Here is a 24,850-nt window from a genome sequence, read left to right as displayed (position 1 = left end):
TGCGTGGCCCCATGAGCACCCGCGGCCTGCGTCCCGCCCTGCCCGCTCACGGCATCGTGCGCCCCGTCCACCGCGCCGAAGCGCTGTGTCGTCCCCTGCACGCCCGAGGCACCCGCGACCTGCGCACCGCCAGCGCCTTCCGACGCCTTCCCGGAGCCGAAGATCTGCGTGCGCATCAAGCTGGGATTGCCACCGGGCGCCGTACCCCACGAGCCACTCGGCGTCTTGGGGCCAGCTCCCTCCGCGGCGACGGGGCGCGGAGTCTGCGCCTGCGGCGAGGCCAGGAACACATGGCTGCAGCGAGTACACTGGACCGACGCCCCTCCCGGCGGAAGCAGGCGGGGATCCAAGGCATACTGCATCGAGCACTGAGGGCAGGCGATCTGCACGCCGCGTGCTTACCACACGGGCCCGGCATCCGGAGGCGAGCCCAACACCGTGGCCGCCTGGAGGGTCTTCAACCGGGCTTCACCCACCCCGGGGACCTCGTCCACCGCCTCCCAGCTCCGGAACCCTCCCGCCGCGTCCCGAGCCTCCACCAGCGCCCGCGCCAGCGAGGCCCCCACCCCCGGCAACAACGCCAGCTCCTCCGCCGTGGCGACGTTCAGGTCCAGCCTGCGCCCCAACGCCAGCGCCGCCGCCCCCGTGGGCTCCTCGCCCTCACCACACGTCGCCACGCCGTCCTCCCGGATGCGCACCGCCTCCGGAGGACAATCCAACGCTGACCGGGAATCCGGCCAGCGCCAGCGGGCCACCGCCCCGACGCCCATCACCGCCAACGCGACGACGGCGAGCGCGGCCGTCCGCCCCGCCACCGGCTCAGACCTTCTCGCCCTTGAGCGCCGCCGTCTCCGACACCGTCGTCGCGCCCTCGGGCGGCAGCGGCTGATCCAACCCGAACGCCGTGTGCAGCGCCCGCACCGCCAGCTCCGTGTACTTGGAGTGGACCACGCACGACACCTTGATCTCCGACGTGGAGATCATCTGGATGTTGATGCCCTCGGCCGACAGCGCCGTGAACATCCGCGCCGCCACGCCCGAGTGGTTGCGCATGCCCACGCCGACGATGGACACCTTGGCCACGTTGTCGTCCGTCTCGATGCCGGAGACGGGAATGTCCTTCACCGCCTCGCGCACCACCTCCTGCGCCTTGAGGAAGTCCGACTTGCCCACCGTGAAGGTCAGGTCCGTGCGCCCCTCGCGGGACTGGTTCTGGACGATGAGGTCCACCACGATGTGCTTCTCGTCGAGCGGACCGAAGATCTTCGCCGCCACGCCCGGCACGTCCGGCACGCCGCAGATGGTGATCTTCGCCTCGTTGCGGTCATACGCCACGCCGCGGACCAGCACGTCCTCCATGGACTTGTCCTCCTCACACACGAGTGTGCCCGGGTCCTGGGTGAACGACGACTTCACCCAGAGCGGCACCTTGTACTTCATGGCGAATTCGACGGAGCGGATCTGCAACACCTTCGCGCCCACGCTCGCCAGCTCCAGCATCTCCTCGTAGGCGATGCGCTCCAGCTTGCGCGCGGCGGGGACCATGTTCGGGTCCGTGGTGTAGACGCCGTCGACGTCCGTATAGATTTCACACGCATCCGCGCTCAGCGCCGCGGCCACCGCCACCGCCGTGGTGTCCGAGCCTCCGCGCCCCAGCGTCGTGACGCTCCCCTCCTCGTCCACGCCCTGGAAGCCCGCCACCACCACGATGTGCCCCTTGGACAGGGCCTGTCGGATGGGCTGCGCGTCGATGCTCTTGATGCGCGCTTTCGAGAAGGTGCTGTCGGTGACGATGCGCACCTGGTGCCCCAGGAAGCTCGTCGCCTTGCCACCCTGGGCCTGGATGGCCATCGCCACCAACCCGATGGAGACCTGCTCCCCGGTGGCCACGACGACGTCCTGCTCACGCTCGTCCGGCCGGTCGGTGATCTGCGCCACCAGCTTGAGCAGCCGGTTCGTCTCACCCGACATCGCCGAGACCACCACCACCACGTCATGGCCCGCCTGCTGGGCGGCCAGACAGCGGCGGGCGACGTTCTTCATCCGCTCGGTGTCACCAACGGAGGTACCGCCATACTTCTGGACGATCAGCGCCACGGGGACCGTGACCTCCCTCTTCAGTCGCGCGGACCTATACGAGCCCCACTCCCCGGTGTAAAGCCCCGCTGCCGCTGTCTCGCATTCCACCACCCCTTGGAGCCCCCAATGTCGCGCCCCCGTATCCTCATCGACGGTGACACCCTGACGCTGGAGCAGATCCTCCAGGTCGCCCGCAACGAGGTGACCGTGGAGCTGGCCCCCGAGGCCGCCGCCCGGGTCCGCGCCTCGCGAGCCCTGGTGGACCGGGTCGCCGCGGGCGACACCCCGTCCTACGGCATCAACACCGGCTTCGGCACCCTGGCCGAGGTCCGCATCGACAAGAAGGACCTGCGCGACCTGCAGCGCAACCTCATCCTCTCCCACGCCTGTGGTGTCGGCACGCCCCTGCCCCACGGTGAAGCGCGCGCGCTGCTGCTGCTGCGCTGCAACGTGCTCGCCAAGGGCTACTCGGGCATCCGTCCGGAGACGCTGACGCTGGCGCTGGACATGCTCAACCGCGACGTCGTCCCCGTCGTGCCCGAGCGCGGCAGCGTGGGCGCGTCCGGTGACCTGGCCCCCCTGGCGCACCTGGCGCTCGTGTTCATCGGCGAGGGCGAGGCGTTCCACCAGGGCCAGCGGCTGCCGGCGCGCAAGGCGCTGGAGATGGCGGGCCTGCAGCCGGTCATCCTCGAGGCCAAGGAGGGCCTGGCGCTGGTCAACGGCACCCAGGCGATGTGCGCGGTGGGCACCCTGCTCCAGCTGCGCGCCGAGTCCCTGGCGGAGCTGGCCGACGTCGCCGGCGCGATGACGCTGGAAGGTCTGCTCGGCAGCCACAAGCCGTTCATCCCGGAGATTCACGACGTCCGAGCCCATCCGGGCCAGAAGGCGTGCGCGGCGCACCTGCGGCGCATCCTGGTGAACAGCGAGCTGGTGGAGACACACGTCAACTGCAGCAAGGTGCAGGACCCCTACTCGCTGCGCTGCATGCCGCAGGTGCACGGCGCGGCGCGCGAGGGCCTGTCCTTCGCGCGGCGCATCCTGGAGGTGGAGGTCAACAGCGCCACGGACAACCCGCTGGTCTTCACGGAGACCGAGCGCATCGTCTCGGGCGGCAACTTCCACGGCCAGCCCATCTCCCTGGCGATGGACGTGGTGGCGATGGCGCTCACGCAGCTGTCCTCCATCAGCGAGCGGCGGGTGGAGCAGCTGGTGAACCCGGCGCTGTCGGGGCTGCCGGCGTTCCTGGCGAAGAACTCCGGGCTCAACTCGGGCTTCATGATCGCGCAGGTGACGAGCGCGGCGCTGGTGGCCGAGTCGCGCGTGCTCAGCCACCCCGCGTCGGTGGACTCCATTCCGTCGTCCGCGGGCCGTGAGGACCACGTGTCCATGGGCATGACGGCGGCGCTCAAGGGCCGTCAGGTGGGGGACTTCGCCCGCTCGTGTCTGGCCATCGAGATGCTGGTGGCGGCGCAGGCGCTGGACTTCCGGCTGCCCGTCAAGCCCGGCAAGGGCGCGCTGGCGGCCTACGAGCTCATCCGCTCCAAGGTGCCGCACATGGAGAAGGATCGCGAGCTGCACAAGGACATCCAGGCCGTGAGCGACCTGGTCGACTCCGGCGAGCTGCTCGCGGCGGTGCGCGCGGCCACGGCCTGAGCCTGTCATTCACAGACACCGCGGCCCGCTCCGGAAGCACTTCCGGGGCGGGCCGTCGTCGTTTCAGCAAGACGTGCTAGCGACACGTCCCGTAGTAGGACTCGACGAACGCCGAGGTCCGGCCGTAGTTCAACCAGAAAGCACAGTCACAGCCACGGAAGCCCACGACCGTCGAGTAGGTGGCGTCGCTGTAGTACGTGTGCTCGTAGAACACCCCATTGCAATTGGGGGCGGCATCCTCGCGCGACGCGAGGTCCTGCGCCTCGGCGTCCTCCACCACGGGACCACCGCAGCCCACCAGCATCAACCCCACCGCTAGCAACGCACCGCTGACGAACCTTCCAGCCTGCATTCGTGCCTCCAGGGAACTTCCACGGGTTGTACGGCCCTCCCAGGCTACCAGCCTGAGAGGGATTTGCCCATGGACACCCCCTGAGAGGGAATGCCACCAGCGTCAGGGGCGAGGCAGTCCGCTGTCCTCCCGGTATGACAGCGAAAAGACGGAGGCGCCCAGCTGGGCCAGGCCAGCGGGGGCATCCAGCGGCGCCAGCCGGACCTCCACGAACACCAGACGTCCCTCCTGCTGGGCACGCACGGCCTCCGCCAGCACCGGCGCCAGTTGCTCGGGCTTCTCGATGAGCAGGGTCAGCGCTTGCCCCGGCGTCCCCAGCGCATCGCAGATGGCCGGGTAGTTCCACTTCGGGATGTCATTGTAGACGGACCGCGGACCGACGATGAGGCGCTCCACGGTGTAGCCCGCGTTGTTGAGGAGGAACACCAGCGGCTTGAGCTTCAGGTGCAGCAACGTGGACAGCTCTTGCGCCGTCATCAGGAACGAGCCGTCCCCGATGAAGAGCAGCTGACGCCGCTCCGGGGCCGCCAGGCTGGTGCCCAGCACCGCAGGCAGCGTGTAACCGATGGAGCACCACAGCGGCTGAGCCACCCAGCTCGCTCCCCGTGGCAGCTGCGCGGAGGCGAAGCCCACCATGGGGCTGCCCGCCTCGACGACGAGCACATCCTCCGGCTCCAGCAGCGCGGACAGCGCGGGCCACAGCTGCGCGTGCGTCAGGGGCCCCTCGCTCCTCGCCGCCGGGGCCGCTGTTTTGGCGGCCGCCTGGGACTGGAGTCGCAGCGAGCGGGGCACGAAGTCCTGCCGCTTCCGACTGCCCACCGCCTCGCGCAGGGCCTCCAGCACCTCGCCCAGCACCAGCCCGCTGTACAGCGAGGGCAGCCACGGAGACTCCGCCCGCCCCAACGCCGCCGTGGTGGGCTGAAGGTCCACGAACCGCGAGGGCTCCAGCCGCTGGGTGAAGGAGTGCGTGTTGAGGTCCATGAAGCGCGTGGACAGGCCCACCACGCAGTCGGCCCCGTCCACCCACTCCCGCACGTACGGGTCCGACAGCCGTCCCCCGTAGAAGCCCAGGAAGGCCCCGTGAGCTTCGTCGAGGAGGCCTCGCCCCGAACCCAGCGACGCGATGGGCATCCCCGCGGACTCCGCCAGCGCCACCACCTGGGCCCCCAGCCCGAAGCGCTGGGCGTCGCTGTCCACCAGCAGCACGCTGCGCCGTGCCCCTCGCAGCCGGGGCACCAGCTCCTCCAGCAGCGCGCGCAGGCTGGCCCTGTCACTGACAGCCGCCTCCGTTTCGAGCGGCGCCACTGGCGCGGGCACCTGCTGGAAGCACACGTCGGTGGGGAGCTGGAGGTACACGGGCCGCCGCTCACGCAGGCACGTGCGCAGCACCCGGTCGATCTCCATCGCCGCGTTGGCCTGTGTCAGCACCGCCCGCGCCGCGGTGAACGGCGCGATGCTGGCGAGCGTATTGCCATACTCACCGTCCCCCAGCGTGTGGTGTATCCAGCTGCGCCGCTGCATATGGGACAACGGGGGTGCCCCGGTGATGGCCACCACCGGCACCCGCTCCGCATATGCGCCCGCCAGCCCGTTGACGGCGCTCAGCTCGCCCACGCCATACGCCGTCGCGAGCGCGGCAATGCCTTTCAGTCGCGCATACCCATCCGCGGCATAGGCGGCGTTGAGCTCGTTGCAGCACCCCACCCAGGTCAGCCTGGGTTGTTTCAACAGCTGCTCCAGCATCCCCAGGTTGAAGTCTCCGGGCACGCCGAAGACATGACGGACTCCCAGCTCCTGGAGACGGAGCCACAGATAATCCCCCACGGAAACCGTCTTCTCCTGGACCTTGGCACAAGTAAGGCTCACGGCGACTCCCCCGCATGCGGACCTCTCCGGGCGGCGACAACCGCCCCGGGCCGGCACGCAAGCAATTACACCGAATGCCTCACGGCACAATCCAAACACAACCAGACCCCTCGCCCGTCGGCTTCCCCTCAGTCCGAGCGGCGACTCACGGGAGGTTGGCATGTCTGTCCAGGGTTCGAACAACTCGCGGGCCACCGGAATCCCCGCAGACGCGAGACGCCTGCGGGGCCCGCGAGCCCCGTCCTGCGGGGCACGTCAGGGATAGCGGGGCACGCTCGGCTCGGGCTCCGGCAGCGGAATGAACTCCGACTCACCGGGGACCTGACCGATGCGCTGGGCCGTCCAGTCCTCCTTCGCCTGCTCGATGCGCTCCTTCGAACTGGAGACGAAGTTCCACCAGATGTGCCGGGGCCCATCCATCGGCTCGCCGCCGAAGAGCAGCAGCCTGGAGCGCGTGGTCCCGCCGCCCCGCGCCACCACCTCCTTGCCCGGACGCAGCACCAGGAGCTGACCGGGGCCGAAGCTCTCGCCGCCCACCTCCACCTGTCCCTCGGCGACGAAGAGGCCGCGCTCCTCGTGCACCGCGGGCACGGGAATCCGCGCCCCCGCGTCCAGCTTCACGTCCGCGTAGAAGAGCGCCGACTGCGTCGTCACCGGCGAGCGCGCACCGGCCAGCTCCCCCGCGATGAGCTTGAGCTCGACGCCACCATCCTGCACGACGGGCAGCGCCTCCGACGGCGTATGGACGAACGACGGCGCGTCCTCCTCGTGCTTGCCGGGCAGCGCCACCCAGAACTGGATGCCGAACATGCGGTTGGACGCGACCCGCAGTTCCGGAGGCGTACGCTCCGAGTGGACGATTCCGCGCCCGGCCACCATCCAGTTCACCGCGCCGGGGCGGATGCGCTGCACCACGCCCAGCGAGTCGCGGTGGAGCACCTCACCCTCGAACAGGTACGTCACCGTGGCCAGACCGATGTGCGGATGGGGCCGCACGTCCAGCCCCTTGCCGGCCTGGAGCACCGCGGGGCCCATCTGGTCCATGAAGATGAACGGGCCCACCATGCGCCGGCGCGACGACGGCAGCGCGCGGCGCACCTCGAAGCCGTCTCCCAGATCCCGCGTGCGTGGGACGATGACGGTCTCCAGCAGGGAGTCGGGCTCCGCGTCGACAAAGGGTTCCTCGGGCATCTTCCAGGCCATCCGCTCACACTCCTGTCAAGGTCCTGCGCGTCCACACATGCCATGGGTCGGTCCGGACGCTCCAGTCCCAACCACCCGCCCCCTTCGCGACTCAACGAATGGCGTCTGTCAAGCGCGGCCCGCCCGCGTGTCAAACCTTCACGCGTCGTGATGTCAGCATTTACGTCACGGTGCGGAACCACGGAAGATTGCCCATTCCCACCCGGCCGTCACTCCCCTGGCGGAGGGAGGGAAGCGTCACCCATCCCCTGGAGCGCATCATCGTGAAAGCCTCGTGTACGGCTGTTCGAGCTGGTGCCGTAAGAAGCGTCGTCGCGCTGTTGTTGGTGGCGGGAGTCGTGGTGGGCCCCCGAGCCCAGGCCTCGTCCTTCACGCTGTTCGAGAGCGGGCAGGTGCGGCCGCTCGCGCTGTCCCCCGATGGCAAGCTGCTCTTCGCCGTCAACACGCCGGACAACCGGCTGGAGATCTTCCGCGTCGCGAACAACGGCCTCACCCACCGAGGCTCGGTGCCCGTGGGCCTGGAGCCCGTGGCGGTGGCCGCGCGGACGAACGACGAGGTCTGGGTCGTCAACCACCTGTCGGACAGCGTGAGCGTGGTGCGCGTGGACGCGGACGGACAGGGCGGCGTGGTGACGCGCACGCTGCTCGTGGGCGACGAGCCCCGGGACCTGGTCTTCGCCGGTCCTGGGCGTCGGCGCGCGTTCATCACCGCGGCGCACCGCGGCCAGAACGCGCCGTTCGACCCGAAGCTCACCACGCCGGGCATCGGCCGCGCGGACGTGTGGGTGTTCGACTCGGAGCAGCTGGGGTCCACGCTGGGTGGCACGCCGCTCACCATCGTCTCCCTGTTCGCGGACACGCCCCGGGCGCTGGCGGTGACGCCGGACGGCTCGCGGGTGTACGCGGCGGCCTTCCACTCCGGCAACCGCACCACGGTGATGCATGAGCTGGCGGTGCCGGACGGCGGCGAGGCCGTGGGCGGAGTCCCCGGCCCCAACACCAACTTCGCGGGCGTCCGCGCCCCGGAGGTCGGGGTCCTGCTCAAGCACAACGGCCAGGACTGGGTGGACGTGCTGAACCGCTCCTGGACGTCGTCGGTGCGCTTCTCGCTGCCGGACAAGGACGTCTTCACCCTCAACGCCAACGCCAACCCTCCCGCGCCCATCCACGGCCCCGGGAGCGTGTACTCGGGCGTGGGCACCATCCTGTTCAACATGGCCGTCAACCCGGTCAACGGGAAGGTGTACGTCAGCAACACCGAGGCGCGGAACGACCTGCGCTTCGAGGGCCCGGGCACCTTCGCGGGCAGCTCGCTGCGCGGCCACCTGCACGAGAGCCGCATCACCGTGCTCGGAAACTCGAGCGTGACGCCGCGCCACCTCAACAAGCACATTGACTACGACGTGTGCTGCGCGCCCACGCCCAACGCGGAGAGTGAGAAGAGCCTGGCGCAGCCGCTGGGCATGGCGGTGACGGCGGACGGCTCGACGCTGTTCGTGGCGGCGTTCGGCTCGTCGAAGCTGGGCGTCTACTCCACGGCCGCGCTGGAGAACGGGACGTTCGTGCCGAGCACGGCGAATCAAATCCTCCTCTCCGGCGGCGGGCCCACGGGCATGGTGCTGGACGAGGCCCGGCGGCGCATCTACGTGCTGACGCGCTTCGACAACGCCATCTCCGTCATCAACACGACGACGCGCCAGGAGATCGCGCACCTGCCCATGTACAACCCGGAGCCCGCGAGCGTCGTCGAAGGCCGGCCCTTCCTCTACGACGCGCGGCTGAGCTCCAGCCATGGTGACTCGTCGTGCGGCAGCTGCCACATCTTCGGCGACTTCGACAGCCTGGCGTGGGACCTGGGCAACCCGGACGGCGCGGTGAAGGCCAACCCGAGCCCCATCGTTCCCATCCTCCCGGAGTTCGGCGACGACCCGACGTTCGGCCAGTCCACCGCGTTCCATCCGCTCAAGGGCCCCATGGCGACGCAGAGCCTGCGCGGCATGGCGAACCAGGGCCCCATGCACTGGCGAGGCGACCGCAACGGCGGCTTCGACGCGGCCACCGCGCAACCCAACTCGGGCTCCCATGACGAGGCGGCGGCCTTCAAGCAGTTCAACCCGGCCTTCGTGGACCTGCTGGGCCGCGACACGACGCTCACGCCGGCGCAGATGCAGAAGTTCACCGACTTCGTGCTCCAGGTCGTCTATCCGCCCAACCCCATCCGCCACCTGGACAACTCGCTGACGCCCGCGCAGGCGGCGGGGCGGGACTTCTTCCTGAACACGACGACGTTCTTCCACGGCTCCTGCGGCGCGTGCCACGTCATCGACCCGGAGGCGAACCCGTCCGAGGGTGCGTTCAAGGGCTTCTTCGGCACGGCGGGCCAGTCCTCCTTCGACGTGGAGCCGCAGTTCCCGAAGGTGCCGCACCTGCGCAACGCGTACCAGAAGGTGGGCATGTTCGGCGCGCCGTTCGTCAGCGGCAACTCTCCCATCGACCCCTTCCTGGGAGACCAGGTCCGGGGCTTCGGCTTCCTGAGCGACGGCAGCGTCCCCACGCTGCTCACCTTCAACAGCGGCTTCGACTTCCACCCCATCTTCAACTCCGTGGGCATCCCGAACACGCCCGAGGGCCACACGGCGAAGCTGAACATGGAGCAGTTCATGCTCGCGTTCGACACGAACCTGGCGCCCATCGTCGGGCAGCAGGTGACGCTGACGGCCGCGCGCGCGGCCGTGGCGGGGCCGCGCATCGACCTGCTGCTGGCGCGCGCCAACGCGGGCGAGTGTGACCTGGTGGCCAAGGGCCGGGTGGGCTCGCACGAGGTGGGCCTGCTCTACGTGGGAGGTGGGAAGTTCACGTCGGACCGGCAGGCCCTGCCGGCGGTGACGGATGCGACGGTGCGTACGGCCACCACCGCGAGCGGCGGCGTGTTGACGTACACCTGCGTGCCACTCGGCTCGGGCACGCGCATCGGCATCGACCGGGACCTCGACGGCGCGCGGGACGGGGACGAGCGCGCGGCCGGGACGAATCCGGCGGACCCGACGAGTCACCCGTGAGAACAACGGCCTGAAACACAACTCAGTTTCAGATCCGCCTCACCAGGGCGGGGAGGGCCAGCCAATCTTGCGTCTGTCTGGCCAGGCCTCCTAGACATGTCTCACGCGTGACGCCCTGTCCCATCGGCTGCCGTGTCGCACGCGGCAGCCACCGTCTCTCATCTCCTGGGGGCGACGCGTTGACATGCTCGACGCCCCCTCCTTGTCGACCCTCCCGCAGGATTCCGCTCCGGCCAGCATCGCGGAGGCCTTCGAAGCCCAGGTCGCCCTGCGGCCCCAGTCGCTGGCGCTCACCAGTGACGGCGTGAGCCTGACGTACGCGGAGCTGGAGCGGCGGGCCAATCAGCTCGCGTGGCGGCTGCGCGCCGAGGGCGTCGGACGCGAGAACCCCCGGGTGGGCGTCTGCCTGCCGCGCTCGGCGGAGCTGCTCGTCTCGCTCCTGGCCATCCTCAAGGCCGGTGGCGCCTACGTACCGCTCGACCCGGACTACCCCTCCGAGCGCCTGGCGCTCATGGCCCAGGACGCGGACGTTCGGGTCATCATCACGCGCACGTCGCTGCTGCCGCGCCTGCCCTCGGAGGGCGTGCGCCTGTGTCTGGATGTCCTCGGCGACGCGCTGGCCGTGCTCCCCCACCATCCTCCCGCGCGAGACGTGTGCCCGGATGACCTGGCGTATGTCGTCTTCACCTCGGGCTCCACGGGCAGGCCCAAGGGCGTCTGCGTGCCGCATCGCGGAGTGCTGCGGTTGGTGCTGGGGGCCAACTATGTCGACGTGACGCCCCAGGACGTACTGCTGCAGCTCGCGCCCGTCGCCTTCGATGCGTCGACGTTCGAAATCTGGGGGTCGCTGCTCAACGGGGCGCGGCTGGCGGTGTTCACCCAGGGCGCCGCGGGACTGGATGAGCTGGGGCCGTTCCTCGAAGCGCAGGGTGTGACGATTGTCTGGATGACCACGGGTTTGTTCCACCAGCTGGTGGAGCTGGGGTTGCCCGGCACGGCGAAGGTGCGCGAGCTGCTCACGGGAGGCGAGGTCCTCTCCGTGCCCCATGCGCGCAAGGCCCTGGCGCAGCTTCCCCACGTGCGCCTGGTCAACTTCTACGGGCCCACGGAGAACACGACCTTCACCAGCTTCCACCCCATGCGAGGCGCGCTGGCGGAGGAGGACTCCTCGGCCGTGGCCATCGGCCGGTCCATCTCGGGGACCCGGATGTACGTGCTGGACGAGTCGCTCCGCGCCGTCCCAGACGGAGACGTGGGAGAGCTGTACACGGGAGGATGCGGGCTCGCGTGGGGCTACTGGCAGCGCGCGGACCTGACGGGTGAGCGCTTCCTGCCGGACCCGTGGAGCCACACGCCTGGAGGTCGCATGTACCGCACGGGAGACCTCGCCCGTGTGCGTCCGGATGGCGCGGTGGAGTTCATCGGGCGACGCGACCACCAGGTGAAGCTGCGAGGCTTCCGCATCGAGCTGGGCGAGGTGGAGAGCGCGCTGCGCCAGCACACGGGGGTGACGGAGGCGCTCGCGTTCGTTCGCGAGGACTCGCCCGGAGACCGCCGACTGGTCGCGTATGTCGTCGCGAGGGCTTCGTCGTCGGAGCTGCGGGAGCACGTCCAGCGCCAGCTCCCCGGGCACATGGTCCCATCCGCCATCGTGGTGATGGAGGCGCTGCCGCTCACCCCCAATGGCAAGGTGGACCGCGCGCGGCTGCCCGCGCCCCAGGCGGCCTCGGAGCTCGTCGCGCCGGAGACGGGGCTCGAGCAGACCGTCGCGCGCATCTGGGCGGAGGTGCTCGGGCTGGACGCGGTGAGCGCCACCGCGAACTTCTTCGACCTGGGAGGACACTCGCTGCTCGCGACCCAGGCGGTCACCCGGATGCGCGAGGCGACCCGGCGGCACATCCCCCTGCGTGCCCTCTTCGACCAGCCCGTCCTGCGCGAGCTGTGCGCGGGCCTCGAGGAGGCTCCGTCGGACAACGAGGATGAAGGCCTCATCCCACGTGCCGTGGGTGCCGAGCGTCGAGTCCCTTCGTTCGCCCAGCAGCGACTGTGGTTCCTCGACCGATGGATGCCGGGCAGCGCGGTCTACTCGCTCCCGATGGCGTTCCAGGTGGACGGGCCACTCGAGGCCTCCCTGCTGGAGCAGAGCCTGCGGGCCCTGGTGGCCCGGCACGAATCCCTGCGCACGTGCTTCCCCGGCGAAGGAGCGCCCGAGCAAGCGGTCCGGGAGTCATGGTCCATCACATTGGAGCGGCGGTCCGCTGCGTCCCTGGAGGAGGCGCGAGGACGGGTGCAGACGGAGGCGGAACGACCCTTCGACCTGGCCCGGGGTCCGCTCTTTCGAGCGATGCTCGTGACGTGGGCCGAGCAGCGACACCTGTTGTTGCTCAACCTGCACCACATCATCTCCGACGGTTGGTCCTTCGGAGTGCTCTTCCGGGAGCTGTCCACCGAGTACGCCGCGCGAGTCGGGGGCACGCCCCCGGTGCTGCCTCCGCTCTCCATCCAGTACGCCGACTACTCATCGTGGCAGCGGGTGCGGCTCGCGGGTGAGGCCCTCGCGACGCGGCAGACGTTCTGGAAGCGACTGCTGGACGGTGTGCCTCACGTCCTCGCGCTGCCCACCGATTTCCCTCGCCCGCCACGTCAACGCATCGAGGGCGCGCTCCACCGCTTCTCGCTTCCGCTGCCGCTGGTCGAGGCCCTCGAAGGACTCGCGCAGGATGAAGGCGCCACGCTCTTCATGGCCTTGCTGGCCACCTTCCAGGTTCTCCTCTCCCGTTACTCCGGCCAGCTCGAGTTCCTCGTCGGCTCGCCCATCGCCAATCGCACGCGGCCCCAGCTCGAATCGCTCATCGGCTTCTTCGTCAACATGCTCCCCCTCCCCGCTCGCCTCTCCGGCAACCCGTCCTTCCGCGACGTCCTCCATCGCACCCGTGACGCGTGCCTCGGCGCCTACGCACATCAGGAGCATCCCTTCGAGCGGCTCGTCGACGAGCTCCAAGTCGAACGGGAGCCGGGACGCAGCCCGCTGGTCCAGGTGCTGTTCGCGCTCCAGAACGCACCGGGGGGACAGCTTCGCCTTCCAGGTGTCCAGGTCGCGCCGCTGGAGGTGGACACCGGCACGGCGCGCTTCGAGCTCTTCCTCTCGGTGGAGCCCTCGTCCAACGGATGGCGAGGCACCCTCGAGTACTCCACCGCGTTGTTCTCCGAGCCCACCGTCGCGCGGATGGCGGAGCACTTCGTCCGGCTCGCCGAGACCTTCGTCCGTGCGCCGGAACGTGCCTGCGCCCGGGCTTCGTTGCTCTCCGAGGATGAGCAGCAACGGTGGTTGGTCGAGTGGAACGACACGACGCGCGCGTACCCGTCGCAGACACCGCTCGGAGCGCTCTTCGACGCGCAGGTGGCGCGCAACCCCGACGCCGTGGCCGTGCGGCACGGAGTGTCCGAGCTGACATATGCCCAGCTCGATGCCCGCGCCAATGCGCTCGCCCGGGTGCTGCGCGCGCGAGGCGTCGACCGTCGGAGTCCGCAGGTCGGCGTGTGCCTGCCCCGGTCCGCGGACCTCATCGTCGCGTTCCTGGCGACCATCAAGGCGGGCGGGGCCTACGTCCCGCTCGACCCGGAGCACCCCACCGAACGGCTGGCCTTCATGGCCCACGACGCACGCCTCACGGCCCTCGTCTCCCATGGCGCGTTGAGTGAGCGGCTGCCCGAGGGTCCGTGGCGCACGGTGAAGCTCGACACGTTGGAGTGCACCGAGGCCACGCCGCTGCCGACCGACAGCACCGCGGAGGACCTGGCCCACATCATCTACACCTCGGGCTCCACGGGGCGCCCCAAGGGCGTCTGCATTCCACATCGAGGCGTCGTGCGCATGGCGCTGGACCCGGACCAGGTCCGCCTGGGGCCCGACGACCGGGTGGCCCAGGTCACCACCGTGACGTTCGACCTCTCCACGTTGGAGATCTGGGGCGCGCTGCTCAACGGGGCCACGCTGGTCATCTTCGACAAGGACGAGCTCCTCCAGCCCTCGGTCTTCGCTCGCCGGCTGAGGGAGGAGCGCATCTCCGCGCTCGTCGTGGCCACCGCCATCTTCCACCACACGGCGCGCGTGCACCCGGATGCGTTCTCCGGCCTGCGCTGGGTCATCTTCGGTGGCGAGGCCGCGGATGCCACGTGTCTCCAGAGCGTGCTGACGCATGGCGCCCCTGGTGCGCTCGTGAACGGGTATGGCCCCACCGAGAACAGCACCTACAGCACGTGGTATCGGGCGCGGCCATCCTCGGAGCTCTCGGTGCCCATCGGGCGACCTGTGTCCAACAGCACGGCCTATGTCCTGGACGCCCACGGGCAACCCGTCCCCGTCGGTGTCACCGGTGAGCTGCATGTCGGTGGTGACGGCCTCGCGTGGGGTTACTGGGACAGGCCCGACCTCACCGCGGAGCGCTTCGTTCCCCATCCGTTCTCCTCGGTGCCGGGGGCTCGGCTCTATCGCACGGGAGACCTCGTCCGACTCCGCCAGGATGGAGAGCTGGAGTTCATCGGCCGCGCCGACAACCAGGTGAAGCTGCGCGGCTTCCGCATCGAGCTGGGCGAGATTGAAGCCGCGCTGCGTGCGCATCCCGAGGTCCGTGACGCCGCCGTCCTCGTCCGGGAGGACACTCCGGGGGACAGACGCCTCGTGGCCTATGCCGTGACGCAGGTGGCGGGGACCCGGCTTCGCGAGGCGCTGGGACGCCGACTCCCCAGCTACATGGTCCCCTCGACGGTCGTCGTCCTCGACGCGCTTCCGCTGACGCCCAACGGGAAGGTGGACCGACGCGCGCTTCCGCCTCCGAGCCTCGGCCTGCTCGACGCCGAGGACTTCGTCGCGCCTCGCACGGAGCTGGAGTCGCGACTCGTCGACGTCTGGAGCACGGTGCTGTCCTTGGAGCGCGTCAGTGTCACCGCGAGCTTCTTCGACCTCGGTGGGCATTCACTGCTCGCGACCCAGGTCGTCTCCCGCCTCCAGGACACGCTCGGTGTCCACGTCCCCGTCCGAGCCCTCTTCGAGTCACCCACCATCGAGTCCCTGGCGCGCGTGCTGGAGCAGCTCCTCGGCGAACCCCAGCCCACCGGGTCCACGCACATTCCCACGGTGAGCCGGGACTCGGCGCTGCCCCTGTCGTTCGCTCAAGAGCGACTCTGGTTCTTCAGCCAGCTCCATGACCAGAAGGGCGTCTACAACATGCCCTTCGGGCTGAGACTCGAAGGTGAGCTCGATGTCCCTGCGCTTCGTGAGCGTCTTCGAGCCGTCGTCCTTCGTCACGAGTCTCTGCGCACGCGCTTTCCTGGGGGCGGCACTCCCACGCAGGTCATCTCCGAGGACATGGAGCTCGACTGGCGGGTCGTCGACCTGACCTCGTCTCCTGACGACCTCCAGGAGTGCCTCCAACGCGAGGCCGCGGCGCCGTTCGACCTCGCGAAGGGTCCGCTCTTCCGCGCTCGCCTCTTCCGCCTGGCTCCCCAGCGCCACGTCCTCCTCCTCAACCTCCACCACATCATCTCCGACGGCTGGTCCTTCGGCGTCCTCTACCGCGAGCTCTCCTCCCCCTCGCTGCCTCCCCTCTCCCTCCAGTACGCCGACTTCTCCTCCTGGCAGCGCTCTCTCCTCTCCGGCGACCTCCTCTCCTCCCAGCTCTCCTTCTGGACTCGCCTCCTCGACGGCGTCCCCCACCTCCTCTCGCTGCCCACCGACTTCCCTCGCCCCTCCCTCCAGCGCTTCGACGGCGCCCTCCACCGCTTCTCCCTCCCCCTCTCCCTCCGCTCCTCTCTCAACTCCCTCGCTCGTCACCACGGCGCCTCCCTCTTCATGGCGCTCCTCTCCTCCTTCCAGCTCCTCCTCTCCCGCTACTCCGGCCAGCTCGACTTCCTCGTCGGCTCTCCCATCGCCAATCGCACGCGCCCCCAGCTCGAATCCCTCATCGGCTTCTTCGTCAACACACTCCCCCTCCCCGCTCGCCTCTCCGGCAACCCCTCCTTCCTCGACGTCCTCCTCCGCACCCGCGACGTCTGCCTCTCCGCCTACTCCCACCAGGAGCTTCCCTTCGAGAAGCTCGTCGATGAGCTCCGCGTCGAGCGCTCCCTCTCTCATGGCCCTCTCCTCCAGGTCATGTTCGCTCTCCAGAACGCGCCCGGTGTCCCGCCCACCTTGCCGGGCGTCACGGTCGAGCATCTCGAGCTGCATCCCGGGACGTCGAAGTTCGACCTCACGCTCTTCATCGAGGAGACGCCGCACGGACTGAACGGCGTCTTCGAGTACGCCACGGCGCTGTTCTCACCGGACATTGTGGCGCGGATGGCCGAGCATCTCCGGAACCTGATGGAGCAGGTCGCGCGAAACCCTCACGCGCCCATCCACTCTCTCGACGTGCTCTCCGCGAAGGAGCGCACTCGGTGGCTCGTCGAGTGGAATGACACGGCCCGCGCCTTCCCGGCCGGTGCGTCCATCATCGACCTGTTCGCGGAGCAGGTGTCCCTGCGTCCCCACGCCATCGCCGTGCGGCACGGGTCGACGAGCCTCACCTATGGAGAACTCGACGCTCGCGCCAATCGTCTCGCGCGACGCCTGCGTGGCCAGGGGGTGAGCCGTGCGCGTCCTCAGGTCGGCGTCTGCCTGCCTCGCACGCCCGAACTGGTCGTCACGCTGCTCGCCATCCTCAAGGCCGGTGGCGCCTACGTGCCGCTCGACCCGGACTATCCCTTTGAGCGACTCGACTTCATGGTCCGTGACGCTCGGGTCGTCGCCATCGTGAGCCTCGACGCGCTCCGCTCGACGTTCTCCTCGGACATCCCGGTGCTGAGTCTCGAGTCACCTGCCGAGGAACCGACGAGGTCCGATGAGAGCGCGCTTCCTCGTGAGAGCACGTCAGAGGACTTGGCGCACATCATCTACACCTCGGGCTCCACGGGCCTTCCCAAGGGTGTCTGCATTCCCCATCGCGGCGTGGTGCGCATGGTTCGCGAGGCCGACCACATCCGGCTCGGCCCTGACGACCGCGTTGGACAGGCCGCGACCATCGCCTTCGATGCCTCCACCTTCGAGCTGTGGGCTCCGCTGCTCAATGGCTCAACGCTCGTCATCCTGGACAAGGACGAGGTCCTCGACCCGGTGCTGCTCAACCGCCGCATCCAGGACGAGCGAATCACCACCCTCTTCCTCACCACCGCGCTGTTCAACCTCGTCGCGCGCTCCCAGCCGGAAGTCTTCAAGGGTCTGCGATGGCTGGGGTTCGGCGGAGAGGCCGCGGACCCGTCCTGTGTGAACGACGTGCTCACCCATGGCGCCCCCGTGCAGCTCGCGAACTTCTACGGCCCGACGGAGAACAGCACCTACAGCGCCTGGTATCCGGTGCGTCAGCGACAGGAGCACTCGGTGCCCATCGGTCGCCCCGTGTCCAACAGCACGGCCTACGTCCTGGATGCCCACGGGCAACCCGTTCCCCTGGGCGTCACCGGCGAGCTGCATGTCGGTGGCGAGGGGCTCGCGTGGGGCTATTGGAACAGACCCGACCTCACCGCCGAGCGCTTCGTTCCGCATCCGGACTCCTCGGTTCCAGGGGCTCGGCTCTATCGAACCGGGGACCTCGTCCGACTCCGCCAGGACGGTGAGCTGGAGTTCGTCGGCCGCGCCGACAACCAGGTGAAGCTGCGCGGCTTCCGCATCGAGCTGGGTGAGATTGAAGCTGCGCTGCGTGCACATCCCGAGGTCCGCGACGCCGCGGTCCTCGTCCGCGAGGACTCTCCCGGAGACAGACGCCTCGTGGCCTACGCCGCGACCTCCACGACCGCGACGACACTTCGTGAGCACCTGCGGAGCCAGCTCCCGGCTCACATGGTGCCGTCGGCCTTCGTCGTGCTCGATGCGCTGCCCCTGACACCGAACGGCAAGGTCGACCGACGCGCGCTCCCGGCCCCGGAGGGAGGCACCGTCGAGGACTTCGTGGCGCCTCGCACCGGGCTGGAGGTGGCGTTGGCGGCCATCTGGTCCTCGGTCCTCCAGCTCGAACAGCTCAGTGTCACGGCGAACTTCTTCGAGCTGGGCGGGCACTCCCTGCTCGCCACACAGGTCGTCTCCCGTGCGCGGGAATCGCTCGGTGTCACCGTTCCCGTGAAGCTGCTCTTCGAGGCGCCGACGCTCGAACGGTTCGCGCGTGCCGTGGAGAAGCTCCTCGGAACCTCGCCCTCGGTACAAGACGCCGGGCTCATTCCCCGGAGGACTCGGGACACGGCGCCTCCGCTCTCCTTCGCGCAGGAGCGACTCTGGTTTCTCAGCCAGCTCCACGAGCAACAGGGCGTCTACAACATGCCCTTCGCGCTCCGACTGGACGGCGAGCTCGATGCCGAGGCGCTCCGCGCGCGCCTCCAGCGCCTCGTGGACCGACACGAGTCTCTTCGCACGACCTTCCCAGGCCACGGTGCTCCCCTCCAGCACATCCAGGACTCAGCGCAGCTGTCCTGGGAGCGATTCGACCTCTCCGCCCTGGAGTCGCCCGATGAGGAGGCCACGCGACGCGTGCGACTCGAAGCCGCGGCGCCGTTCGACCTCGAGAAGGGTCCGCTCTTCCGCGCTCGCCTCTTCCGCCTGGCTCCCCAGCGCCACGTCCTCCTCCTCAACCTCCACCACATCATCTCCGACGGCTGGTCCTTCGGCGTCCTCTACCGCGAGCTCTCCTCCCCCTCGCTGCCTCCCCTCTCCCTCCAGTACGCCGACTTCTCCTCCTGGCAGCGCTCCCACCTCTCCGGCGACCTCCTCTCCTCCCAGCTCTCCTTCTGGACTCGCCTCCTCGACGGCGTCCCCCACCTCCTCTCGCTGCCCACCGACTTCCCTCGCCCCTCCCTCCAGCGCTTCGACGGCGCCCTCCACCGCTTCTTCCTCCCCCTCTCCCTCCGCTCCTCTCTCGACTCCCTCGCTCGTCACCACGGCGCCTCCCTCTTCATGGCGCTCCTCTCCTCCTTCCAGCTCCTCCTCTCCCGCTACTCCGGCCAGCTCGACTTCCTCGTCGGCTCTCCCATCGCCAATCGCACTCGCCCCCAGCTCGAATCCCTCATCGGCTTCTTCGTCAACACGCTCCCCCTCCCCGCTCGCCTCTCCGGCAACCCTTCCTTCCTCGACGTCCTCCTCCGCACCCGCGACGTCTGCCTCTCCGCCTACTCCCACCAGGAGCTTCCCTTCGAGAAGCTCGTCGATGAGCTCCGCGTCGAGCGCTCCCTCTCTCATGGCCCTCTCCTCCAGGTCATGTTCGCTCTCCAGAACGCGCCCACCGGTCAGCTTCAACTCCCGGGCCTCACGGTGGACGCGGTGGAGCTGCATCCCGGGACGTCGAAGTTCGACCTCACGCTCTCCCTGGAGGAGTCCGCGGATGGGCTCGTGGGCGTCTTCGAGTACGCCACGGCCCTGTTCTCACCCGCGACCATCGAGCGCATGGCGCGGCATCTCCGCGCGCTGATGGAGCATGTGGTCCGGCATCCCCATGCCTCCATCCACGCGTTCGACCTGCTCTCCGCACAAGAGAGACAGCAATGGCTCGTCGAGTGGAACGACACCGCTCGCGACTACCCGGCTGAGAGTTCCATCGTCGACCTGTTCGAGGCCCAGGCCACCCGACGGCCCGAGGCCATCGCCCTCCAGCATGGCACCACGGTGCTCACGTACGCGGCCCTGGAACGACAGGCCAACCAGCTCGCGCACCTGCTTCGTGCCCAGGGCGTGAGCCGTGCACTGCCTCGGGTCGGCGTGTGCCTGCCCCGCTCGCCTCGGCTGGTGGTCACGCTGCTCGCCATCCTCAAGGCCGGTGGTGCCTACGTGCCGCTCGACCCGGACTATCCCTCCGAACGGCTGGAGTTGATGGCCCGGGACGCGCAGGTCCAGTGCATCGTCACGCAGACCTCGCTCGTGTCCCGCGTGCCGAAGGGCATCGCCGCACCGCTGTGCATCGACGCCCTCTCCCTCACCGACGAGGAAGCGACGGACCGACCCACACGCGACACCGGACCGGACGACCTGGCCTACGTCACGTACACCTCGGGCTCCACGGGCCGGCCCAAAGGGGTCTGCATCCCCCACCGCGCCGTCCTCCGGCTCGTCCTGGGCTCCGACTACGTCCAGCTCGGACCGGACGACCGCGTCGGCCAGGCCGCCACCATCGCCTTCGACGCCTCCACCTTCGAGCTCTGGGGCGCGCTGCTCAATGGCGCGACGCTCGTCATCCTGGACAAGGACGACGTCATCGACCCGACCATGCTCTCCCGCCGGCTGCGCGAGGAGCGCATCACCGCGCTGTTCCTCACCACCGCGCTCTTCAACCTCGTCGCACGCACGGAGCCCTCGGCCTTCTGCGACCTGCGCTTCCTCCTCTTCGGTGGGGAGAACGCCGACCTCGCGTGCGTCAACCGGGTCCTCTCCGCCGGCGCGCCTCAAAGGCTCCTCCACGTCTACGGTCCCACGGAGAACACCACGTTCAGCTCCTGGCACCCCGTGAGCACGCCGCAGGAATACTCCGTTCCCATCGGGCGGCCCATCGCCAACAGCACCGCCTACGTCCTCGATGCTCACCTGAGGCCCGTGCCCACGGGCGTCACGGGCGAGCTGTATGTCGGCGGCGACGGGCTCGCGTGGGGCTATTGGGACAGAGCCGACCTCACCGCCGAGCGCTTCGTCCCGCATCCGTTCTCGACGACGCCCGGCGCGCGGCTGTACCGCACCGGAGACCTCGTCCGGCTTCGCCAGGACGGCGCGCTGGACTTCATCGGCCGGACCGACAACCAGGTGAAGCTGCGCGGCTTCCGCATCGAGCTGGGCGAAGTCGAGGCCGCGCTGCGCGCCCATCCCGAAGTCCGTGACGCCATCGCCCTCGTCCGCGAGGACATCCCCGGCGACCGGCGCCTCGTCGGCTACGTCGCGAGTGAGCCGGAGCTGGCGCCTCGCGCGCTCCGCGACTTCCTCCAGGGCTGCTTGCCACCGCACATGGTCCCCTCGGACTTCGTGGTGCTGCCCGCGCTGCCACTCACCGCCAATGGCAAGGTCGACCATCGCGCCCTGCCTCGTCCCACCGCGTCCGCCGACGACTCGACGCGCGTGGCGCCGGGCACGCCCCTCGAGGAAGCGCTCACAGCGCTGTGGGCTCAGGTGCTGGGCCGCGAGGTCCGCGACGTGACGGCGAGCTTCTTCGACCTGGGTGGGCACTCATTGCTCGCCGCGCAGCTCGTCGCGAAGCTGTCCGAGCGCTTCGGCTTCAAGGTCCCGCTGCAGGTCCTCTTCCAGAGCCCCACGGTGGCGGCGCTCGCCGCGTGGCTCGAGGAGCAACGCGCGCCCGTGGCCTCCACCACGAAGGCGCCGTCACTGCCCGACGGCGTCGTCCTCCTCCAACGAGGACGTGACGACCGCCTGCCGCCGCTGCTGTGCATGCACCCGATTGGCGGCACGGTGTTCTGCTATCAGGAGCTGGTCCGGGCACTCGGTCCCGAGCGCTCCGTCTACGGCTTCCAGGCGCCCGGCGTGAACGGAGAATGCGAGCCCCTCCAGACCGTCGAGCAGCTCGCCTCCATCCACCTGAATGCGCTGCTCCAGCTGCGCCCCGAGCCGCCCTACTACCTGGTGGGCCTCTCCATGGGCGGCACCATCGTCTACGAGATGGCGCAGCGGCTGCTTCGGCTCGGCGTCCCTCCCGAGCTGCTCGTCTTCCTCGACACGCCGGGCCCGGGGCAGCTCCCCACGCGCTTCGAGGATGACGCGGAGCTGCTCGCGGCCATCTTCGGGGACTCGTCACCCGCGCTCATCACCTTGCTGCGCGGACTGGAGCCGCGGGCACAGATGCTCGAGGTGCTGCGTCGCGCGCGCGATGGCGCCACGGTGCCGGAGTCGTTCTCCCTGGTGGACCTGCAGATCTTCCTCTCCGTCTGGAAGGCGCACATGCGCGCGCTGTTCAGCTACGAGCCCGGCCCCACCGAGGGCCGCGCCATCTATCTGCGCGCCCAGGAGTACACCCCGCCCCATCCGCTCCATCCCGAGCGCCCATGGCAGGAGCTGGTGCGCGGCGGGCTGGAGCTCATCGGCGTCCCCGGAAACCACCAGACGATGATCGAACCACCGCACGTCACGACGATGGCGCGACACCTGAATGACCTCATGCGCCGACTCGAGCAGCGCGAGGATTCCAGGCAAACAGGGAGCGGATGCCCGAGGCATTGACGTCCTCCAGGCCCCGGGCGAGAACCCATCCATGGCTGATCCTGATTGGAAGCGACTCCAGGAGCTCAATGGCGGTGACGCCATCTGGTACTCGGACCCGCAGCTCGATGTGAAGGATGAGCTCTGGCTCTACTCGGAGGGCGGTGAGCTGCGCGTCTCGAGCGCCGGGAGGCTCTACAAGCGGGACCCGAAGGCGGAGAAGTTCTCCGCGCCCGTGACGGCGCGGCACGTGTTGTATCGGGGAGGCTGGCTCCTCTACGTCGATATCTCGGTGCGCGGGGACAAGGCCCAGGTTCGCCGTGGCACGTTGAACGGGCACCACCACGTCGCGCTCGTCGACGCCTCCGAGGTCGAGGACCTGCTGGCTCGCTACCGCAAGCTGGGCTTCCGTGACGGCAACGCCTGGAACCCGAACTCGAAGAAGGTGCTCGAGCGCCAGTACCTCAAGGGTGGGAAGCAGTACTGGTCCATCCATGTCGATGGGAACCACACGCTCGAGGATCGCCAGGAGAAGGCGCACGAGAGCTGGGAGGCGGCCGTCGCCTACGCGGAGAAGCGCGTCCGCGCGAAGGAGAAGGAGGGCTTCGTGCAGTACAACCAGGAGCTCTGGAAAGCGAAGTACCCCAATCCGGAGCCCAAGCCCGTGAAGGGCGCGCCCAGGAAGCCCTCGCGGCCCAAGGGCACGAAGTTCCCGAAGCCCCAGGACGCCTTCGAGGCCGTGGACCTCGCCGTGGCGATGCTCAAGGACCTCCATGAGCGAATCCCCTCGGGGCACTTCATCGCGGAGCTGGTCGACGCGAAGAAGGACAAGCAGCGCATCGCGTCCGCCGAGGAACATGTGTCGTTCTTCGTGCGCTTCCACAAGCCGCGCATCGGGCAGTGGTTGAAGGCCAGGCCGCTCAAGCCCAGGAAGAAGGAGTCGAGCTGGGATTACTTCCTGCGCGTCTACGGCTCCATCACGTGGATCATCTCCGCGAACGCCGACGAGGACCTGCCGTGCTTCCACGCCGGCAACGTCACCGGTGGTGGCTGGAGCTGCATGGAGATCGCCGACGACGTCTACGACATCAACGATCTGGTGGAGGCCTCGGGCAATGAGGCGCTGGAGGACCTCCAGCCCTTCCATGGCGGCTGGCATGTCGACCGGTCCTTCGCCTTCGACAACCGCTCCGTGAACGCCGCCGGGGAGCGGGCCATCGTCGCGTTCGACGAGAGCATCACCGACCTGCCGAAGAAGACGCCCGTCGGCCGCATCCAGCCGTTCGGGTCGTGGCTGCACAAGCGCGTCTCCCTGCTGACGAGCATCGCGGAGAGCAACCTGAGCGAGCTGCTGTAGGGCCAGTCCGGTTCGGCGGAGCCTCGCTCCGCCCACCGCTCAGCCCGCGCGTTTCCGGGCCGCCACCTTCTTCGGCGCGCGCTTCTGGCTCGCCGGAGCTGGCGTCTTCGACGCGCTCTTCCTGCTCGCGGGTGCCGCCTTCTTCGTCGAGGGCTTCTCACGCGCCGGGGCGGGCTTCTTCTTCCCGGCCGCGGCCTCCATCTTCTTGCGCGCCTCGGTCTTCTCGCCCTTGCGCAGCGCGAGGACCGCGGCGATCCACTCCGGCGCGTAGCTGGACGTGCAGCCCTTCGGGATGGGCCTCGTGTCCCAGCGACCCAACCGCTCACCGATGGCGATGACCTCGGCGCGGTGCTCCGGCAGATGGAGGCCGATCCACACGAGGCAATAGTTGAGTCCCTCCTTCACGCGGTACGGCGCGCCCGGAAGCTCCCTCTCGATGCGAGCGAGCGTCGCCCCGACATCGAGGTCCTTCGCCAGTCCCGCCGGAATCCGTCCGGCGAGGAGCTTCCAGCCGGCGCGGCGCGGCAGTTCCTGATCGCCGTCTCGCCAGCGCTTCTCCAGGGCCTCGGCGACCGGCGCCTTCACGAGCACCCGGCCCACCAGCTCGTCCACCAGGAGCGGCAGGGTGAGCGGCTCGACCAGCTCGCGGGCCGCCTTCTCCGTGAGGGCCTCCGGGTCGAGCAGCATGCAGGCGAGGAGGCGGGCCTCGTGGTTCCCCGTGGCCCAGAGCTCCAGGCCCAGCGCGTGGTCCTGCCCCACCTGGCCGGCGAGCGCGCGAACCTTCCCCATCAAGACGCCGAACACGTTCTCCCCGGCGCCGTCGCGCACATAGCGCTCTCGCACCCTCGGGTCGCCGGCCGCCTCGAGCGCCTTCATCACCTGGGACCGCGTCATCTGGGTCGGCACCTGTGTCTCTCCTTCGTGGGAACCCCTGCTCACCACGAACTCCACCACAACGCCGCGGCGGTTCCATCGCCTGGCCGGTTCGTGGGCGTGTCACCACCGCCTCCCCCCGGATTCCCGAGCAGGCGCACGGCTGCTCCCCGGGTATCCGGACACCCAAATCGCCTGGA

Annotated in this window: 10 protein-coding genes; 4 read left to right on the top strand and 6 right to left on the bottom strand. The window is 69.3% G+C overall.

What is annotated here, in order from left to right; genetic code table 11:
* Positions 1 to 398: 398 nt before the first annotated feature.
* Both VZQ01_RS39000 and VZQ01_RS38995 read right to left on the bottom strand, forming a co-directional pair.
* On the bottom strand, positions 399 to 815 hold the full coding sequence (locus VZQ01_RS39000; RefSeq protein WP_408890204.1) for a ComEA family DNA-binding protein: 417 nt from the start codon (positions 813 to 815) through the stop codon (positions 399 to 401).
* Positions 816 to 819: 4 nt separating this feature from the next.
* Positions 820 to 2,097: an aspartate kinase gene (locus VZQ01_RS38995; RefSeq protein WP_141323427.1), complete on the bottom strand. Its 1,278-nt coding sequence runs from the start codon at positions 2,095 to 2,097 to the stop codon at positions 820 to 822.
* Positions 2,098 to 2,205: 108 nt separating this feature from the next.
* On the opposite strand from VZQ01_RS38995, the gene hutH reads away from it, so the two are divergent.
* Positions 2,206 to 3,732, top strand: a complete 1,527-nt coding sequence (gene hutH / locus VZQ01_RS38990) for a histidine ammonia-lyase (protein WP_267700727.1) — start codon at positions 2,206 to 2,208, stop codon at positions 3,730 to 3,732.
* Positions 3,733 to 3,808: 76 nt separating this feature from the next.
* Here the strand turns inward: hutH and VZQ01_RS38985 are convergent, their stop codons facing one another.
* The 3 genes from VZQ01_RS38985 to VZQ01_RS38975 form a co-directional block, all read right to left on the bottom strand.
* Positions 3,809 to 4,084, bottom strand: a complete 276-nt coding sequence (locus VZQ01_RS38985) for a hypothetical protein (RefSeq protein WP_223747364.1) — start codon at positions 4,082 to 4,084, stop codon at positions 3,809 to 3,811.
* Positions 4,085 to 4,186: 102 nt separating this feature from the next.
* Positions 4,187 to 5,950: an alpha-keto acid decarboxylase family protein gene (locus VZQ01_RS38980; RefSeq protein WP_426746160.1), complete on the bottom strand. Its 1,764-nt coding sequence runs from the start codon at positions 5,948 to 5,950 to the stop codon at positions 4,187 to 4,189.
* 255 nt (positions 5,951 to 6,205) lie between these two features.
* Positions 6,206 to 7,153 (bottom strand): pirin family protein, encoded by a 948-nt coding sequence (locus VZQ01_RS38975; RefSeq protein WP_223783683.1) that lies wholly within the window; start codon positions 7,151 to 7,153, stop codon positions 6,206 to 6,208.
* A gap of 263 nt (positions 7,154 to 7,416) precedes the next feature.
* On the opposite strand from VZQ01_RS38975, the gene VZQ01_RS38970 reads away from it, so the two are divergent.
* The 3 genes from VZQ01_RS38970 to VZQ01_RS38960 all read left to right on the top strand — a co-directional run bounded on the left by VZQ01_RS38970 (position 7,417) and on the right by VZQ01_RS38960 (position 23,777).
* Positions 7,417 to 10,212: a beta-propeller fold lactonase family protein gene (locus VZQ01_RS38970; protein WP_426746159.1), complete on the top strand. Its 2,796-nt coding sequence runs from the start codon at positions 7,417 to 7,419 to the stop codon at positions 10,210 to 10,212.
* A gap of 202 nt (positions 10,213 to 10,414) precedes the next feature.
* Positions 10,415 to 22,441, top strand: a complete 12,027-nt coding sequence (locus VZQ01_RS38965) for a non-ribosomal peptide synthetase (protein ID WP_426746158.1) — start codon at positions 10,415 to 10,417, stop codon at positions 22,439 to 22,441.
* Between the two features lie 31 nt (positions 22,442 to 22,472).
* Positions 22,473 to 23,777, top strand: coding sequence for a hypothetical protein (locus VZQ01_RS38960; protein ID WP_223783686.1), 1,305 nt, complete (start codon positions 22,473 to 22,475; stop codon positions 23,775 to 23,777).
* A gap of 39 nt (positions 23,778 to 23,816) precedes the next feature.
* Here the strand turns inward: VZQ01_RS38960 and VZQ01_RS38955 are convergent, their stop codons facing one another.
* Positions 23,817 to 24,683 (bottom strand): DNA alkylation repair protein, encoded by an 867-nt coding sequence (locus VZQ01_RS38955; RefSeq protein ID WP_426746157.1) that lies wholly within the window; start codon positions 24,681 to 24,683, stop codon positions 23,817 to 23,819.
* Between the last annotated feature and the right edge of the window lie 167 nt (positions 24,684 to 24,850).

The organism is Myxococcus faecalis (assembly GCF_050039385.1).
Taxonomy (GTDB): domain Bacteria; phylum Myxococcota; class Myxococcia; order Myxococcales; family Myxococcaceae; genus Myxococcus; species Myxococcus fulvus.
The sequence above is the reverse complement of the archived record's forward strand: the minus strand, read 5'-3'. Positions and strand labels throughout refer to the sequence as shown.